A 14,854-nucleotide genomic window follows, 5' to 3' on the forward strand; every position below is an offset into this window, starting at 1 on the left:
CCGACGCGCAGCGACTCCGCAGCGAGGGCCGGACCTAGAGGGTCTCGCTGCGGCAACCGAGGAGGAGCAGATGAGCCATGGGACACGACTCTAGCCCACCGTCGCGACGCCACGTCAAGCATCCCACGCCGCGCACCACGGCTGATGCCGACGGCCACACGCGGGTCAGGGGGTGACGCGGGGCAGGTGAGGGTGGCGGCGCTCCTCGTAGGCCGCGATGTGGTGCTCATGCTGCAGCGTGAGGGAGATGTCGTCGTGGCCGTGGTACAGCCGCCATGCGGTGTAGTCGTCCACCTCGAAGTGCGCCACGATGTCGCCGGCCAGGATGTGCCGGCCCACCAGGTCGACGCTGAGCGTCGCGCCCGGCTCGTTCTCCAGGTACTTCCAGATCAGCTCGACGTCGTCCTGGCTGGCCTGCGCGCACAGCAGCCCCTGCTTGTGCGCGTTGCCGCGGAAGATCTCCCCGAACCGGGCCGACACGACCGCCCGGAAGCCGTACTGCATCAGGGCCCAGACGGCGTGTTCACGCGACGAGCCGGTGCCGAAGTCCGGCCCGGCCACGAGCACCATGTGCTCGCTCATGTCGTACAGGGGATGGTTGAGCACGAACGAGGGGTCCTCGCGCCACCTCGCGAACAGCCCTTCCTCGAACCCGGTGCGGCTGACCCGCTTGAGGAAGTGGGCCGGGATGATCTGGTCGGTGTCCACGTTGCTGCGTCGCAGGGGAACGCCGACGCCGGTGTGCCTGGTGAAGGCCTGCATCAGCGCGCTCCCACGGGCTCGCGCGCCGGCTCCAGGTCGACCGGGCTGGAGAGGGTGCCGCGGACGGCGGTGGCGGCGGCCACGGCCGGCGAGACGAGGTGCGTGCGCGAGCGGGCTCCCTGCCGCCCCTCGAAGTTGCGGTTGGACGTCGAGGCGCACCGCTGCTGCGGCGCCAGCTGGTCAGGGTTCATTCCCAGGCACATCGAGCATCCCGCCAGCCTCCAGTCGCCGCCGGCGTCGATGAAGACGCGGTCCAGCCCTTCGGCCTCGGCCTGCAGGCGTACGGCGTGTGAGCCCGGGACGACCAGCAGCTGCACCCCGTCGGCGACCCGTCGGCCGCGCAGGACCTCGGCCGCGACGCGCAGGTCCTCGATCCGACCGTTGGTGCAGCTGCCGAGGAAGACGACGTCGACGGCGAGGTCGCGCATGGGCAGCCCAGGCGGCAGGTCCATGTACTCCAGCGCCCGCACCGCCGCGTCCTTCTCGCCCTCGTCGCTCATGTGCTCCGGATCGGGCACGGCAGCGTCCAACGGGACCGACTGACCCGGGTTGGTGCCCCAGGTGACGTAGGGGGACAGCTCGGCCGCGTCGATGACGATCTCCGCGTCGAAGACGGCGTCATCGTCGGTCCGCAGCGAGCGCCACAGCTCTTCCGCGGCCTCCCACTCCTGCTCGGTGGGGGCGTGCTGGCGGCCCCTGAGGTAGGCGAAGGTCGTCTCGTCCGGCGCGACGAGCCCGGCACGAGCCCCCGCCTCGATCGACATGTTGCAGATCGTCATGCGCCCCTCCATGGACAGCGCCTCGATCGCGGCGCCGCGGTACTCCACGATGTAGCCGGCGCCGCCGCCCGTGCCGATGCGGTTGATGACGGCGAGGATGATGTCCTTGGCGGAGACCCCGGCAGGCAGCTCGCCCTCGACGGTGATCGCCATCGTCCTCAGCGGGGCCAGCGGCAGGGTCTGCGTAGCCAGCACGTGCTCCACCTCGCTGGTGCCGATGCCGAAGGCCAGGGCGCCGAAGGCTCCGTGGGTAGAGGTGTGCGAGTCCCCGCAGACGATCGTCATCCCGGGCTGGGTCAGGCCGAGCTCGGGCCCGATGACGTGGACGATGCCCTGCCCCACCCGGCCGCGCTCGTAGTGTCGGATGCCGTGCTCGGCGCAGTTGTCCTTCAGCGCCTCCAGCTGGGTGCGGCTGACCAGGTCGAGCACCGGCCCGGTGGTGGTCGGGACGTTGTGGTCCTCGGTGGCCACCGTCAGGTCGGGACGCCGGACGCGGCGACCCGCGGCGCGCAGCCCTTCGAACGCCTGCGGGCTGGTGACCTCGTGCACGAGGTGCAGGTCGATATGCAGCAGGTCGGGCTCCCCGTCGCCGTGGCGTACCACGTGGCTGCGCCACAGCTTCTCGGCTAACGTGCTGCCCATCGACAACTCCTGGGTCTTGAGAACAATCTGGATGAGACTGTAGTACGACCGCCACCGACCGCCCGACACAGCGGGCGCACATCAGGGAGTATCGATGCCCCCCACGTCCACCCGTGAGCACCGCCTTGCCGTCATCCCCGGTGACGGCGTGGGTCCTGAGGTCAACGCCGGGGCCATGGCCGTGCTCGACGCCGCCGAGCAGACCTTCGGCTTCACGACCCGGCGCACGGTGCTCCCCTTGGGCGCCGAGCACTACCTGCAGGCCGGTGAGCTGCTCACCGACGAGCACATCGACACCCTGCGCGAGCAGGACGCGATCGTCTTCGGCGCGGTGGGGAGCCCGCAGGTCAGGCCCGGCGTGCTGGAGCGCGGCATCATCCTGGCTCTTCGCTCCTCGATGGCCCAGGCCATCAACCTCCGGCCGGTGCGGCTCTACCCGGGGGTGGCCACGCCCATCGCCGGGCTGACCCCGCAGCGGTGTGATCTGGTCGTGGTGCGGGAGAACACCGAGGGGGCCTACGTCGGCACAGGGAGCATGGTGCACCGGGGCACGCCGGCGGCGGTGGCGACCCAGGAGTCGATCACCACCTGGTACGCGTGCGAGCGCGCGATGGAGTTCGCCTTCGCCCTCGCCATGCAACGGCGCCGCCGGGTCACGCTGTGCCACAAGACCAACGTGCTGGTGCAGGCCGGCGCCCTCTGGCTCGCGGTGCTGGAGGCCGTCTCGGCGCGCTACCCCGACGTGCAGACCGACTACGTGCACGTAGACGCCATGTGCATGCACCTGCCGGTGCACCCGGAGCGCTTCGACGTCGTGATCACCGACAACCTCTTCGGCGACATCGTCACCGACCTCGGCGCGGTGGTGCAGGGCGGGCTCGGGGTGGCGTCCAGCGGCAACCTCAACCTGGATGGCACCGGCACCTCGATGTTCGAGCCCATCCACGGCTCGGCCCCGGACATCGCCGGCCAAGGCATCGCCAACCCCGCCGGGGCCACGCTGTCCCTCGCGCTGTGCCTGGCCTCGCTCGGCGAGGCGGCGGCGGCCGCGGCGGTGGAGGCAGCCACCGTGGAGGTGCTCGGTGAGCTTCCCGCTCTGGCCGGCCCGGAGATGGGCCGCTCCACCGCAGAGATCGCCGAACGGATCGCCGAGCAAGTGCGTGCCCAGAGGCCGGGCACGGCTGATCCGGCCTCGCTCATGACGCAGCTCGCGGCGGTGATGCCGCATGCGTGAGGCCGCCTTCGATCCCGAGGTCCACCCGGCATGGGCCACCGTCGACCTCGACGCGATCGAGCACAACGTCCGGCAGCTGCGTCGCCGGGCGGGGTCCGCCGCCCTCATGGCCGTGGTCAAGGCGGACGCCTACGGGCACGGGCTGGTCCCCAGCGCGCGGGCGGCCCTGCGTGGGGGAGCCGACTGGCTCGGCGTGGCGCAGATGTCCGAGGCTCTGGCTCTGCGTGCCGCCGGCGTCGACGCCCCCCTGCTGACGTGGCTGCACACCCGTGGCGTCGACTACGCGCGCGCTATCGCCGCCGACGTCGAGATCGGGCTGTCCGCACCGTGGGCCGTGCAGCAGGTCTGCGAGGCCGTGGCGTCCGTGGGACGACCTGCGCGCGTGCACCTCAAGGCCGACACCGGCCTGGGGCGCAACGGGGCCTACACGGCGAGCCGCGACTGGGCCGACCTCGTGCACGCGGCAGCATCGGCGCGCAGCGAGGGGTTACTCGAGGTGACGGGCCTGTTCACCCACTTCGCGCACGCAGACGCCCCCGGCCATCCCACGGTGCGAGGGCAGGAGGAGGCCTTCGCCACCGCCGTCGAGCTGGCCGAGGCGGAGGGCCTGCGGCCCGAGCTGCGGCACATGTCGAACTCGGCAGCCACGCTCACCAACCCCGGTGCTGCCTGGGACATGGTGCGCCCCGGGTTGTCGGTCTTCGGGCTGTCCCCGGTGCCCGACATCGGCGCCCCGGCGGACTTCGGCCTGGTCCCGGCGATGACGGTGACGGCGCGCATCGCCACGGTGAAACGGGTACCGGCCGGTCAAGGTGTCTCCTACGGCCACACCTTCACCACCGAGCGTGAGACGACACTCGTCGACGTGCCGGTCGGCTACGCCGACGGAGTGCCCCGACACGGTTCCAATGTGGTGCAGGTGTCCATGGCCGGCCACCGCCGCTCCATCGCCGGCCGAGTCTGCATGGACCAGATCGTCATCGACGCCCAGGACCTGGACGTCGCTGCGGGCGACGAGGTCATCCTCCTCGGCACCGGAGAGCACGGAGAGCCGACCGCCGCCGAGTGGGCCGACGCAGTCGGGACCATCGACTACGAGATCGTGACTCGTTTCGGCCCGGCGCTGCCACGGGTCTACGTCGGGGCGCAGGCAGGGTGAGCCCGGCCAGGTTCGTCGACGCGGACGACGGGGTACGGCTGCACGTCGAGCTCGAGCCGGCCGTGGGCTCGACGGCGGCGCCACGCCCGACGCTGGTGCTCTGCCACGGGTACACGCTGGACCGGCGGTGCTGGACCTCCCAGCGGCGCGCGTTGAGCCAGGCGGGATACCCGGTCGTGGTCTGGGACCAGCGCGGGCATGGCCGCTCCGGCACCGGAGAGGCCAGCAGCTACAGCATCGACCAGCTCGGTCGCGACCTCGCCGCCGTCGTCGAGGAGGTGGTGCCCGCCGGGCCCGTCGTGCTCGTCGGGCACTCCATGGGCGGCATGGCGATCATGGCCATGGCCGGGCAGGGGCACCATGACGTGCTCGCTCGGGTGGTCGCCGTGGCGTTCCTCGACAGCAGCGCCGGCGACCTGCACCGCGTCGACTGGGGCCTGGGCGCGCTGGTCGGCGGATGGGTGAACCGGCACGGCCCGACCGTGACCGCAGGGCTCGCCCCTCACCAGCGACGGGTCCGGGCGGCGTTCGCGCGGTACCCGTGGCTGGTCACGCCGGTCGTCGCGGCATCCTCCTTCGGCTCTCGTGTCTCCCCGGAGGTAGCCCGGTTGACCGCGCGGATGATGCTCGACACCGACTTCACCGTCACCGCGGAGTTCGCCCCGACGCTGACCGCCCACGACCAGCGCGGTGCGGTGAGCGCGTTGGCCCACCTGCCGGCACTGGTGATGGTGGGAGACCGCGACGTGCTGACTCCCCCGGACCACAGCGACGACCTGGCCCGGTCCCTTCCGCTGGCCACCCATGTCGTGGTGTCGCGCGCCGGGCACATCATGATGCTCGAGCACCCTGAGCTGGTGAACGACCGGCTGCTGGCGTGGTGTCGGAGCGTGGAGGACCCGCCGAAGTGGCGTGCGGTCAACGCCGGGGTACCGCAGCGCGCGGTAGACCTGCGACCGGGGCGAGGACGTGCGGCGCTGACCACGGGGCGACCGACATGACCGAGCTCACGGGCACCCTGCCGAACCCGCAAGACACCCATACCTTCGGCGCGGCCCTGGGGCGTCTGCTGCGTGGGGGGGACCTGGTCCTGCTGACGGGCGACCTGGGAGCCGGCAAGACCACGCTGACCCAGGGCCTCGGAGCCGGCCTGGGTGTCCGGGGACCGATCACCTCGCCGACCTTCGTGATCGCTCGCGTGCACCCCTCGCTGGGCCAGGGGCCGGCGCTGGTCCATGCCGACGCCTACCGGCTCGGCGGTCGGGCCGAGCTCGACGACCTCGACCTCGACACCGACCTCGCCCGGGCCGTGACGGTCGTCGAATGGGGCTCCGGAGTCGCCGAGAGGCTGGGGGAGGACCGGCTCGAGCTGGCGCTGCATCCGCAGCCGGACCACCAGACCCGTACGGTCCACCTGCGAGCCGTCGGTCGGCGCTGGAGTGACGAGGACGCGGCCAGTGGCCTGCGCGAGCTGTTGCAGGTTGCGCGGAGGGCGACATGACCGCCGGGCCCCCACCGCCGACCGCCGAGGGGCCACCGGGCCGCATCCTGGTGGTCTGCACCGGCAACATCTGCCGCTCCCCCTACCTGGAGCACCTGCTCCGCAACAGCCTGGACCGTCAGTGGGGCCCAGGTCGGATAGTGGTCGGCAGCGCCGGGCTCCGTGGGTTGCAGGGCGACCCGATGTTCCCGCCCGCCGCCGCCCAGCTGCACGCCCGGGGCCTCGCTGCGACCGGTTTCCGCGCCCGCCGGCTCGAGGCGGTTCATGTGGCACAGGCGGACCTGGTGCTGGCGGTGACCCGGGAGCATCGGGCAGCCGTGCTGCGTCTGGTGCCCGCTGCCCTGCGTCGCACGGTGACCCCGGCCGAGGTCGCCCTGGCCGAGGGCACGGTCCGTCGCGTCGACTCCGGCGAGCCGGACCTCGCGCGCTACCTGCGTGCCGCGGCGGCGGCCGTGGTGTCGGCGCGTCCGTCGCTGTCCTCGCTGGACCAGGCCGACCTGGACATCGAGGACCCGTACGGGCGTAGCGAGCAGGCGTACATCCAGATGGCCGAGCAGGTGCAGCGGATCTTTGCGGACCTGCTCGCCGCGCTCAGCCCCGCCGGATCCGCTGTGGAGGAGTGAGCCAGGCCAGGACGCGCGCCCGCAGTGCGGAAGCGGGCAGCGCACCCAGACTCCAGCTGTCGACAGCGCCGGGAGCGCCAGGGTTGTCGGACTCGACCCACAGCATGCCCTGCCCCTCCCGACGGGTGAGCCGCTTCAGGGCCGGTGGCCTCGCGCGCCCCGACCGATCCGGTGGCAGGTCAACCACCACCAGGTCCCCCGGACGCGCTGCGGTGCCGTACCGCACGAGGAGCAGCTGCCCGGGACGCGCGGTGGGTTCCATCGACAGGCCGTGCACGCGGACCAGCCCGAGACGGGGCCAGGCCGGCGCTGGGCGGGCGTTCAGGATGACCTCGAGCTCGGCCTCGGGGGCGACTCACGGGTTGATGGCGAAGTCGTTGATCGCTCCATCACTTTGCCCCCATTTCTCGAGCACCTTGCCGTAGGTTCCCTCGTCGGCCAACGTGACCAGCGCCATCTGTATCGCGTCGGCGAGCTCGGGGTTGTCCCTACTGATGACGTAGCCGTAGTCAGCGGTGTCGTAGGCCTTTCCCGCCGCCTCGATCTCGCCCTGGTGCTGCTGTGTCGCATACGAGATCACGGGGGAGTCGGCGACCATGGCATCGGCTTCTCCGGCGAGGAGCGCCGACGTCGCCTCCTCCTGCGTGCCGAACGGCAGGACCTGAAGGCCCTCTCCGTCGGCCAGACAAGCCGCGGCGCTGGTCGGAAGGTCACGCTGCCCCTGCACCGTGCTGGCTTTCACCGACACCGCCAACCCGCATGGCGCTTGCGGGTCCACCTGTTTCGGATTGCCGTCGGGCACCGCCCATCGAGTGCCGGCGGTGAAATAGCTCACCATTGTGACTTCGAGCTTTCGCTCCTCATTGATGTTGAAACTCGAAACACCAATGTCGTAGTTCCCCTTGTTGACCTCGGTGATGATGGACTCGAAGTCCTCGCTGGTGTAATCGGTTCTCAGGTCGAGCTCATCGGCGACGGCGTCGAAGAGGTCGATGTCCATGCCCACGATCGTCTGGCCGTCGGTATCCAGGAACTCGTTCGGTGGATACCCGGGGTCCGTCGCGATGCTCAACGTGCCCTCCTCGCGGATCTGAGCGGGGACGAGCCTGCCCGCCTCGCTGAGCTCGGAGGTGGAGACGTCCGACCCACTGGACCCGCTGGAGTCGTCGCCGCACGCCGCGGCGCTCACCGCGAGGGCCGTGAGGCAGACGGCGGCCGTCGGCCGCCGTGGGCGGTGCAAGATCATCGGTGTGCCTCCCGGGGACCGTCGTGGTTACCCACATGGTGCCACCACGGCGCCAGGGACCCGAAGAAGAGAATCTTTACCGAATCTTTACCTAGCAATGGGCCACCGCCACAAGGGAAGTCGCTTGTCAACTGAGGTGGCGAGCCAGTTGCTACCAATCCAGTTTGTGCGCTGGGTCGAAGTTCTGTCTATAGTAAGTAAAGATTTGGTCAAGTACATCACTGGGGATGCTGGCCGAACTCCTGCTTCGCTGACCGCGCTAGGATCATCATGACCACCACCGTAGAGCCCACTACGGCCTCGCACGACCACACGCCGCTGACGGCTACGCTGGCGCGCACCAACCCCAGCACCCGTTTCACACTGCCCGATGCGGGCACCCTGCCTGCCGCGACGCGTCCGACGAAGCCGCACCAGGCTCGCCGCTACCTCCGCGGATACCTGCGGACGCTGTTCCTGCTGGACTTCCTGGTCATCTCGTTCGCCGTCGGCGTCGCCCAGGTGGCCCGCTTCGGATGGTCGCCCAACGAACGGGTCGTCGGCTACTCCGCCTCGCTGCTGACCTACAGCACGCTCTCGGTGCTGCTCATCGTCGGCTGGCTGGCGATGCTGCACCTCCAGGATGCCTACGACGGACGGCTCAGCGGCCACGGCGTCCAGGAGTACCGGGCCATGTTCGCCGCCTCCGTGTGGCTCTTCGCCGTCCTGGCGATCGCCTCGTTCGCCCTCCGGCTCGACTTCGCCCGGGGATACGTGCTCATCGCCTTCCCCCTGGGCACCTTCCTGCTCCTCGCCGGTCGCTGGTGCGCGCGTCGCTGGCTGGTCAGGCAGCGCGAGTGTGGGCGCCTGTCCGACCAGGTTCTGCTCGTGGGCGACCAGGCCGACCTGTCTGCGCTGATCACCGCCCTGCATCGCACCGCCAGCGCCGGTTACAACGTCACCGGCGTCTGCACGGACGATTCTGGTGGAGTCCGCATCGGAGGTGTGCCCGTGGTCGGGGGATGCAGCGACGCGGTCGTCAGGGCGATGGAGATGAACGTGGACGTCGTGGCTGTCTCGTCCTCCTCCGGGTTGGGCAGCGAAGGCCTGCGCCGTCTGGGCTGGGCGCTGGAGGGCACCGACATCGACCTCGTGGTCGCGCCCGGGATCATGGACGTGGCCGGGCCGCGTGTGATGACCCGTCCCGTCCAGGGCCTGCCGTTGATCCACGTCGAGGCGCCGACCTTCGTCGGCCCGCAGCTGGTCTTCAAGCGGACCGCGGACCGAGTCGGGGCCGCCATCGGTCTGGTACTCCTCGCCCCCGTGCTGGCGTTGATCGCCCTGCTGATCGTGCTGGACGACCGCGGGCCGGTCTTCTTCGCGCAAGAGCGCACAGGTCGCGACGGGCGGCCGTTCAAGCTGGTGAAGTTCCGCAGCATGGCGGTGGACGCCGAGGCGCGACTGGCTCAGCTGATGGCTCAGAACGAAGGCTCCGGACCCCTGTTCAAGCTCAAGGACGACCCGCGGGTGACCAAAGTGGGTGCCTTCATCCGCAAGTACAGCCTCGACGAGCTTCCGCAGCTGATCAACGTCGTGCGCGGCGAGATGTCGCTGGTCGGCCCTCGCCCGCCGCTGCCGCGCGAGGTCGCCGAGTACGAGGACGCTACGCATCGTCGGCTGCTGGTCAAGCCGGGCATGACTGGGCTGTGGCAGATCAGCGGCCGTAGCGACCTGTCCTGGGAGGAGGCCGTGCGCCTCGACCTCTACTACGTCGAGAACTGGACCCCGCTGCTGGACCTCATGATCCTGTGGCGCACGGTGCGGGTGGTGGCCAACCCCGACCAGGCCGGCGCCTACTGAGGTCTCGCCCGGCTCGCGACGGGCACCCAGGCAGTAGGGTGCGGCGGATGAGCGCTGATCCTGCTGTTCCCCCGACCGTGGATGCGGCCTACCTGGGGCCCGCGGGCACCTTCACCGAGCTCGCAGTCGCCGCGCTGCTGCCGGCGGACACCTCCAGCGCCGCCGTGTTGACCGTCCAGGACGCCTTGGACATGGTCGCCGAAGGTGAGGCGCACAGTGCCGTGGTCCCGTTCGAGAACTCGGTCGAGGGGTCGGTGTCGGTCACCCTGGACGCGCTGATCCACGGGTCGCCCTTGGTGATCGTGGCCGAAGCCCACGTCGCGGTGCGCTTCGTCGTGGTGGCGCGGCACGGCACAACGCTCGCCGACGTCCGGCGGGTCGGCACTCACCCGCACGCCGCCGCACAGACCCGAGCCTGGACCGCTGCGCACCTCCCCGAGGCGGAGGTGCTGCCCGAGACGTCCACGGCGCGTGCTGCCGAGCTGGTGGCGGCGGGAGACTACGACGCCGCCGTGGCTGCTCCCACCGCGGCGACACGGCACGGTCTGCAGGTGCTCGCCGAGAACGTGGCCGACCGGCCAGGAGCGGTGACCCGGTTCGTCCGGCTGACCCGGCCGTGCCCGCCGCCGGTGGCGACCGGAGCGGACACCACGACCCTGGCCGCCTTTCTCAGGCACAACCACCCGGGCGCCCTGCTGGAGCTGCTCGAGCAGTTCACCGCCCGCGGCGTCGACCTGACGCGGCTGGAAAGCCGGCCGACCGGCGAGGCGCTGGGTCAGTACTGCTTCGCCATCGAGGCCGACGGCCATCTGAGCGAGCCCCGCATGGCCGAGGCGCTGACCGGGCTGCACCGCACCTGCCGCCAGGTGCGCTACCTGGGGAGCTACCCGCGAGCCGACCGGGCAGGCCACGAGGTGGCCGCACAGGCGGCGGAGCCGGCGTACCGGCGGGCGCGAGCATGGGTGGAGTCGCTGACCCGAGGCCGGTGAGGCAGGGTCAGCGACTCAGCCCTTCAGCTGCAGCCAGCGCTGCCAGCCGTAGTGCAGCACCAGCCAGGCGATCAGGCCGTACCCGGCCTGTCCCGGATGGGTGCCGTCGCCCGCCGAGAGATCGGACAGCCACTGGTCGTGGTGCAGCAGCGGGCGGAAGCAGTCCACGAAGGGCACGTTGCGACGGTCGCAGACGTCGGCCTGGGCGCTGGCGAGGACCTCCAGACGTGCGTTGACCTCGGAGTCGAGGGTGGGAGCGGGGCCGACGACGAAAGTGGCGATGCCCGAGGTCGCTGCCTCGTCGAGCACGTTGGCCAGGTTCAGGCGGGAGCGGGCCGTGCTGACCCCGGCCGGGACGTCCCGCGCTCCCACGCCCACCACCAGCCGGCGCTCGGAGCGACCGGCCCAGCGAGGGGCGCACTCCGCCCGCCACCGGTGCATCACGTCGGCACTCGAGTCGTCGCGCACACCCAGGTTGTAGGCCGTCAGGTCGGCATCGCGGGTGGGCGTCCGACCGACCACCCGGGACACCCAGCCGAGCGCCTTGGGGTCGCCATAGCCGGCGACGAACCCGTCGCCGACAAAGCAGAGCCCGATGTCGCGCGGTCCCTCGCCGACCCCGAACTCGGCGCTGGGAGTGAACTCCACTGCCGATCGCTGTGCTCCGAAGCTCACCGGTGTTGCCTCTTCCTGCCGTGGTCCAAAGTCCCCCCGACCCTAACGTCCCGCGACTCGGCCGAGGCTCATCCCGCTGACGGGTCGGCGCGCAGGGCGAGCTCCTTGTGCCAGGACTGCGTGGTGTACGCCGTCTGCCAGCCCATGGAGGTGTAGAGCCCGTCAGCTCCGGTGGGGGAGTCCGCGTCGACCTCGAGACCCACCTTGTTGCGACCGCGAGCAGCCGCGTCAGCGATGACCGTGTGCAGCAGCGCCTTGGCGACGCCTCGACCACGTGCGTTGCTGTCCACCCCGATGTACTCGACGTAGGAGGAGTCCCGCTGGGGGGCGCCGTCGTCGTCGACGCGGCCGGTGATGGTGGTGGCCACCAGCGCTCCGGCCGGCTCACCGTCGACCGTGGCGAGCCACCAGTGGTCCCACCGGTGGCCCGGGTCCTCGCGCAACCGTCCCACGAACTCCTCGAAGGTCTCGCGGTAGGAGTTGAAATGGTCGGCGAAGGAGACCTCCAGCATCCGGTGCACGTCACGCAGGTCGTCCTCGTCGGGCATGCCCACCGCGTCGTCCCGCCGGACCCGACGCACCTGCACGCCCTCGCGGGGTGCTGGCAAGGAGCTCTGCTCGTGCTCGGCCACTGGGCGTGACATCTGCCACCAGTCGCGGACCAGCTCGAAGCCGGCCTCGGAGAGCCATCGCCCCTGACGCTCGTCGCCGGCGAAGGCGCCTGAGTCCATGTGCGAGCGCGGAGCCCGGCGTTCTCGTGCGATAGCTGTAGAGAACTGCTCGGCCACCCCGAAGCAGTGCCGGGCCACCTGGTCGGCCACCGCATCGTCCAGGTCCGGGTCGACGGTGACACCTACCAGGACGCGCTCGATCGCGCGGTCGTGACAGCTGACCCAGGCACGTGCGCGGCCGTGATCGTCCCGCACGATCTCGTGGGTGTGGGTGCGCATGCCGCGACCGGTCACCTCGGCGGCGACGTTCTCACTGTCGGCGCCCGGGAAGCCGCGAGCCTCGCGCTCGTGCCGGCGCAGGAGCCGGACCAGATCCTCCACGTCGGCGTCCACCGGGGTTGCCGAGCTCCATCCGGCAGGCAGGTGGGGGACGTCGCGGACCACCGGAGCGCCGCGACCGGGGTCGGCGCTCACCGCTCGAAGGCGGCGGCGAAGAGGTCCTCCTGCTCCGCCGCGTGCACCTTGGCCGAGCCGGTGGCCGGGGAGGCCGACGCTGGCCGGGAGACGACCCCGATCGGCCTGCTCTCGTCGTGGCGCGACAGCGAGTGGGACAGGTTCATCGCCATGAAGGGCCAGGCGCCTTGGTTCCTCGGCTCGTTCTGCACCCAGCGCACCGTGGCGTCCGGGTAGCGTCGCAACAGCGCGGCCAGCTCCTCACCCGGACAGGGGTACAGCTGCTCCATCGCGAGGACGGCGACGCGTTCGTCCTCCCGCTTCGTCCGCTGGTCGACGAGGTCGTGGACGAGCTTGGAGGACGCCAGCAACACCAGATCCACGTTCTCTGCATCCGGGCAGGACTCGCCGGAATCTGCAAGCACGGGCTCGAAGACTCCCGACGTGAAGTCGTCAGGCTCGCTGGTCGCGGCCTTGTGCCGCAGCATCCCCTTGGGCGTGAACACGATCAGAGGCTTGCGAGGGCGAGCGTGGGCCTGCCGGCGCAGCAGGTGGAAGAAGGACGCCGGCGTGGACGGGTAGGCCACGACCAGGTTCTCCTCGGCACACAGCCCGAGGAAGCGCTCGATCCGGGCCGAGGAGTGGTCGGGACCCTGACCTTCGTACCCGTGCGGCAGCAACAGCACGACGGACGAGCGCTGGCCCCACTTCTGCTCCGAGGAGGAGATGAACTCGTCGACGATGATCTGGGCGCCGTTGGTGAAGTCGCCGAACTGGGCCTCCCATATCACCAGGGCGTCGGGGCGTTCGACCGAGTAGCCGTACTCGAAGCCCATCGCGGCGAACTCGCTCAGCAGCGAGTCGTAGATCCACAGCTTGGCCTGGTCGTCGCTGAGATGCTGGATCGGTCCCCACTCTCGGGCGGTCGCCTTGTCCGTCAGCACGGCGTGCCGCTGGACGAAGGTGCCGCGACGCGAGTCCTGACCGGACAGGCGCACCGGGATGCCCTCCAGCAGCAGAGAGCCCACCGCAATGAGCTCGCCCATCGCCCAGTCGATGTCCCCGGTGCGCGTCATCTCCCGGCGGCGCTCCATGAGCTGGTTCAGCTTGTGGTGGACGGTGAAGTCCTCGGGGGTCTCGACGAACGCGTCGCCGATGAGCTCCAGCGTCTCCTTGCTGATGGCGCTGGTGAAGGAGGAGCCCTCGGAGGCGTCGTCCTGCTCCTGGGCCCGGGGCCGGTTCAGCCCGGCGTCGCTGTCCGGGTCCTTCAGGGCCGCCTTGGTCTCGGTGAAGACCTGCTCGAGCTGGCGCTGGTAGTCCCGCAGCGCGTCCTCGGCGTCCTCGATGCTGATGTCCCCCCGGCCGATGAGCGACTCGGTGTAGAGCTTGCGCACCGAGCGCTTGGACTCGATCAGGTCGTACATCAACGGCTGCGTCATCGAGGGGTCGTCCCCTTCGTTGTGCCCGCGGCGCCGGTAGCAGACCATGTCGATGACGACGTCCTTCTTGAAGTCCTTGCGGAACTCGTAGGCCAGCTCGGCCACGCGGACGCACGCCTCGGGATCGTCCCCGTTGACGTGGAAGATGGGGGCCTGCACCATGCGGGCGACGTCCGTGCAGTAGACCGACGACCGGGACTGCGTGGGGCTCGTGGTGAAGCCGACCTGGTTGTTGATGATGATGTGGATCGTGCCGCCGGTGCGGTACCCGCGGAGCTGGGACAGGTTCAGCGTCTCGGCCACGACGCCCTGGCCCGCGAAGGCCGCGTCGCCGTGCACGAGTACGGGAAGCACGCTGAAGGTGTCGCCGGGCAGGTTGATCCGGTCCTGCTTGGCCCGCACGATGCCTTCCAGCACCGGGTTGACCGCTTCCAGGTGCGAGGGGTTCGCCGCGAGATAGACCCCCGTCTTCTTACCACTCTCGGTGGTGAACTCGCCCTCGGTGCCGAGGTGGTACTTGACGTCTCCCGAGCCCTGCACCGAGCCGGGGTCCTGCTTGCCCTCGAACTCACGGAAGATCTGCCCGTAGGACTTACCGGCCAGGTTGGCCAGCACGTTCAGTCGGCCGCGGTGCGGCATCCCGATGCAGACCTCGTCCAGGCCGTCCTCGGCCGCCGCGCCGAGGATCCGGTCCATCAGCGCGATGACCGACTCGCCACCCTCGAGGCTGAAGCGCTTCTGGCCCACGAACTTGGTCTGCAGGAACGTCTCGAAGGCCTCGGCGGCGTTGAGGCGACGCAGGATGCGCAGCTGCTCGGTGGGGGAGGTCTTCTCGTACGGGA

General features: G+C 70.5%; 14 protein-coding genes. 7 read left to right on the plus strand and 7 right to left on the minus strand.

Annotated elements, in window-relative coordinates; all coding sequences use genetic code 11:
* Window positions 1-165 precede the first annotated feature (165 nt).
* Both leuD and leuC read right to left on the minus strand, forming a co-directional pair.
* Window positions 166-762 carry a 3-isopropylmalate dehydratase small subunit gene (leuD, locus tag VJ976_RS12160; protein ID WP_324100488.1) on the minus strand — a complete coding sequence of 199 codons (597 nt, stop codon included), beginning with the start codon at window positions 760-762 and terminating at the stop codon, window positions 166-168.
* Window positions 762-2,183, minus strand: a complete 1,422-nt coding sequence (leuC, locus tag VJ976_RS12165) for a 3-isopropylmalate dehydratase large subunit (RefSeq protein WP_324100489.1) — start codon at window positions 2,181-2,183, stop codon at window positions 762-764. The genes leuD and leuC overlap by 1 nt, the downstream gene beginning before the upstream one ends.
* 94 nt (window positions 2,184-2,277) lie before the next feature.
* Between leuC and VJ976_RS12170 the strand changes: the two genes are divergently transcribed.
* The 5 genes from VJ976_RS12170 to VJ976_RS12190 are packed head-to-tail and all read left to right on the plus strand — an operon-like array spanning window position 2,278 to window position 6,700.
* A complete protein-coding gene (locus VJ976_RS12170; protein WP_324100490.1) occupies window positions 2,278-3,417 on the plus strand; it encodes a 3-isopropylmalate dehydrogenase in 1,140 nt (379 codons plus the stop codon).
* Window positions 3,410-4,576 carry an alanine racemase gene (alr, locus tag VJ976_RS12175; protein ID WP_324100491.1) on the plus strand — a complete coding sequence of 389 codons (1,167 nt, stop codon included), beginning with the start codon at window positions 3,410-3,412 and terminating at the stop codon, window positions 4,574-4,576. Before VJ976_RS12170 ends, alr begins: the two co-directional genes overlap by 8 nt.
* On the plus strand, window positions 4,573-5,577 hold the full coding sequence (locus tag VJ976_RS12180; protein ID WP_324100492.1) for an alpha/beta hydrolase: 1,005 nt from the start codon (window positions 4,573-4,575) through the stop codon (window positions 5,575-5,577). The genes alr and VJ976_RS12180 overlap by 4 nt, the downstream gene beginning before the upstream one ends.
* Complete coding sequence (tsaE, locus tag VJ976_RS12185; RefSeq protein ID WP_324100493.1) at window positions 5,574-6,077, plus strand: tRNA (adenosine(37)-N6)-threonylcarbamoyltransferase complex ATPase subunit type 1 TsaE; 504 nt, start codon at window positions 5,574-5,576, stop codon at window positions 6,075-6,077. Before VJ976_RS12180 ends, tsaE begins: the two co-directional genes overlap by 4 nt.
* Window positions 6,074-6,700 carry a low molecular weight phosphatase family protein gene (locus tag VJ976_RS12190; RefSeq protein WP_324100494.1) on the plus strand — a complete coding sequence of 209 codons (627 nt, stop codon included), beginning with the start codon at window positions 6,074-6,076 and terminating at the stop codon, window positions 6,698-6,700. Before tsaE ends, VJ976_RS12190 begins: the two co-directional genes overlap by 4 nt.
* Here VJ976_RS12190 and VJ976_RS12195 read toward each other — a convergent pair.
* Entirely contained in the window at window positions 6,669-7,028 is a 360-nt protein-coding gene (locus VJ976_RS12195; RefSeq protein ID WP_324100504.1) for a S24/S26 family peptidase, read from the minus strand. The two genes, VJ976_RS12190 and VJ976_RS12195, sit on opposite strands and share 32 nt — an antisense overlap.
* 27 nt (window positions 7,029-7,055) lie before the next feature.
* Window positions 7,056-7,772 carry an ABC transporter substrate-binding protein gene (locus tag VJ976_RS12200; RefSeq protein ID WP_324100495.1) on the minus strand — a complete coding sequence of 239 codons (717 nt, stop codon included), beginning with the start codon at window positions 7,770-7,772 and terminating at the stop codon, window positions 7,056-7,058.
* Window positions 7,773-8,216: 444 nt separating this feature from the next.
* Here VJ976_RS12200 and VJ976_RS12205 point away from each other — a divergent pair, with 444 nt between their 5' ends.
* Together VJ976_RS12205 and pheA are read left to right on the plus strand one after the other, a co-directional pair.
* On the plus strand, window positions 8,217-9,785 hold the full coding sequence (locus tag VJ976_RS12205; protein WP_324100496.1) for a sugar transferase: 1,569 nt from the start codon (window positions 8,217-8,219) through the stop codon (window positions 9,783-9,785).
* Window positions 9,786-9,832: 47 nt separating this feature from the next.
* A complete protein-coding gene (pheA, locus tag VJ976_RS12210) occupies window positions 9,833-10,774 on the plus strand; it encodes a prephenate dehydratase (RefSeq protein WP_324100497.1) in 942 nt (313 codons plus the stop codon).
* Window positions 10,775-10,789: 15 nt separating this feature from the next.
* Here the strand turns inward: pheA and VJ976_RS12215 are convergent, their stop codons facing one another.
* The 3 genes from VJ976_RS12215 to VJ976_RS12225 all read right to left on the minus strand — a co-directional run.
* Window positions 10,790-11,422, minus strand: coding sequence for a GDSL-type esterase/lipase family protein (locus tag VJ976_RS12215; RefSeq protein ID WP_324100498.1), 633 nt, complete (start codon window positions 11,420-11,422; stop codon window positions 10,790-10,792).
* Window positions 11,423-11,517: 95 nt separating this feature from the next.
* Window positions 11,518-12,594 (minus strand): GNAT family N-acetyltransferase, encoded by a 1,077-nt coding sequence (locus VJ976_RS12220; RefSeq protein ID WP_324100499.1) that lies wholly within the window; start codon window positions 12,592-12,594, stop codon window positions 11,518-11,520.
* A partial coding sequence (locus tag VJ976_RS12225) for a multifunctional oxoglutarate decarboxylase/oxoglutarate dehydrogenase thiamine pyrophosphate-binding subunit/dihydrolipoyllysine-residue succinyltransferase subunit (protein WP_324100500.1) occupies window positions 12,591-14,854 on the minus strand: 2,264 nt, incomplete at its 5' end. The genes VJ976_RS12225 and VJ976_RS12220, both read right to left, overlap by 4 nt.

Origin of the sequence: Ornithinimicrobium sp. (genome assembly GCF_035267225.1) — a bacterium.
Classification (GTDB): Bacteria; Actinomycetota; Actinomycetes; order Actinomycetales; family Dermatophilaceae; genus Ornithinicoccus.

Coding starts and splice junctions, on each gene's coding strand:
- leuD (WP_324100488.1), bottom strand. CDS start 762: ATGCAGGCCTTCACCAGGCACACCGGCGTCGGCGTTCCCCTGCGACGC.
- leuC (WP_324100489.1), bottom strand. CDS start 2,183: ATGGGCAGCACGTTAGCCGAGAAGCTGTGGCGCAGCCACGTGGTACGC.
- VJ976_RS12170 (WP_324100490.1), top strand. CDS start 2,278: ATGCCCCCCACGTCCACCCGTGAGCACCGCCTTGCCGTCATCCCCGGT.
- alr (WP_324100491.1), top strand. CDS start 3,410: ATGCGTGAGGCCGCCTTCGATCCCGAGGTCCACCCGGCATGGGCCACC.
- tsaE (WP_324100493.1), top strand. CDS start 5,574: ATGACCGAGCTCACGGGCACCCTGCCGAACCCGCAAGACACCCATACC.
- VJ976_RS12190 (WP_324100494.1), top strand. CDS start 6,074: ATGACCGCCGGGCCCCCACCGCCGACCGCCGAGGGGCCACCGGGCCGC.
- VJ976_RS12205 (WP_324100496.1), top strand. CDS start 8,217: ATGACCACCACCGTAGAGCCCACTACGGCCTCGCACGACCACACGCCG.
- pheA (WP_324100497.1), top strand. CDS start 9,833: ATGAGCGCTGATCCTGCTGTTCCCCCGACCGTGGATGCGGCCTACCTG.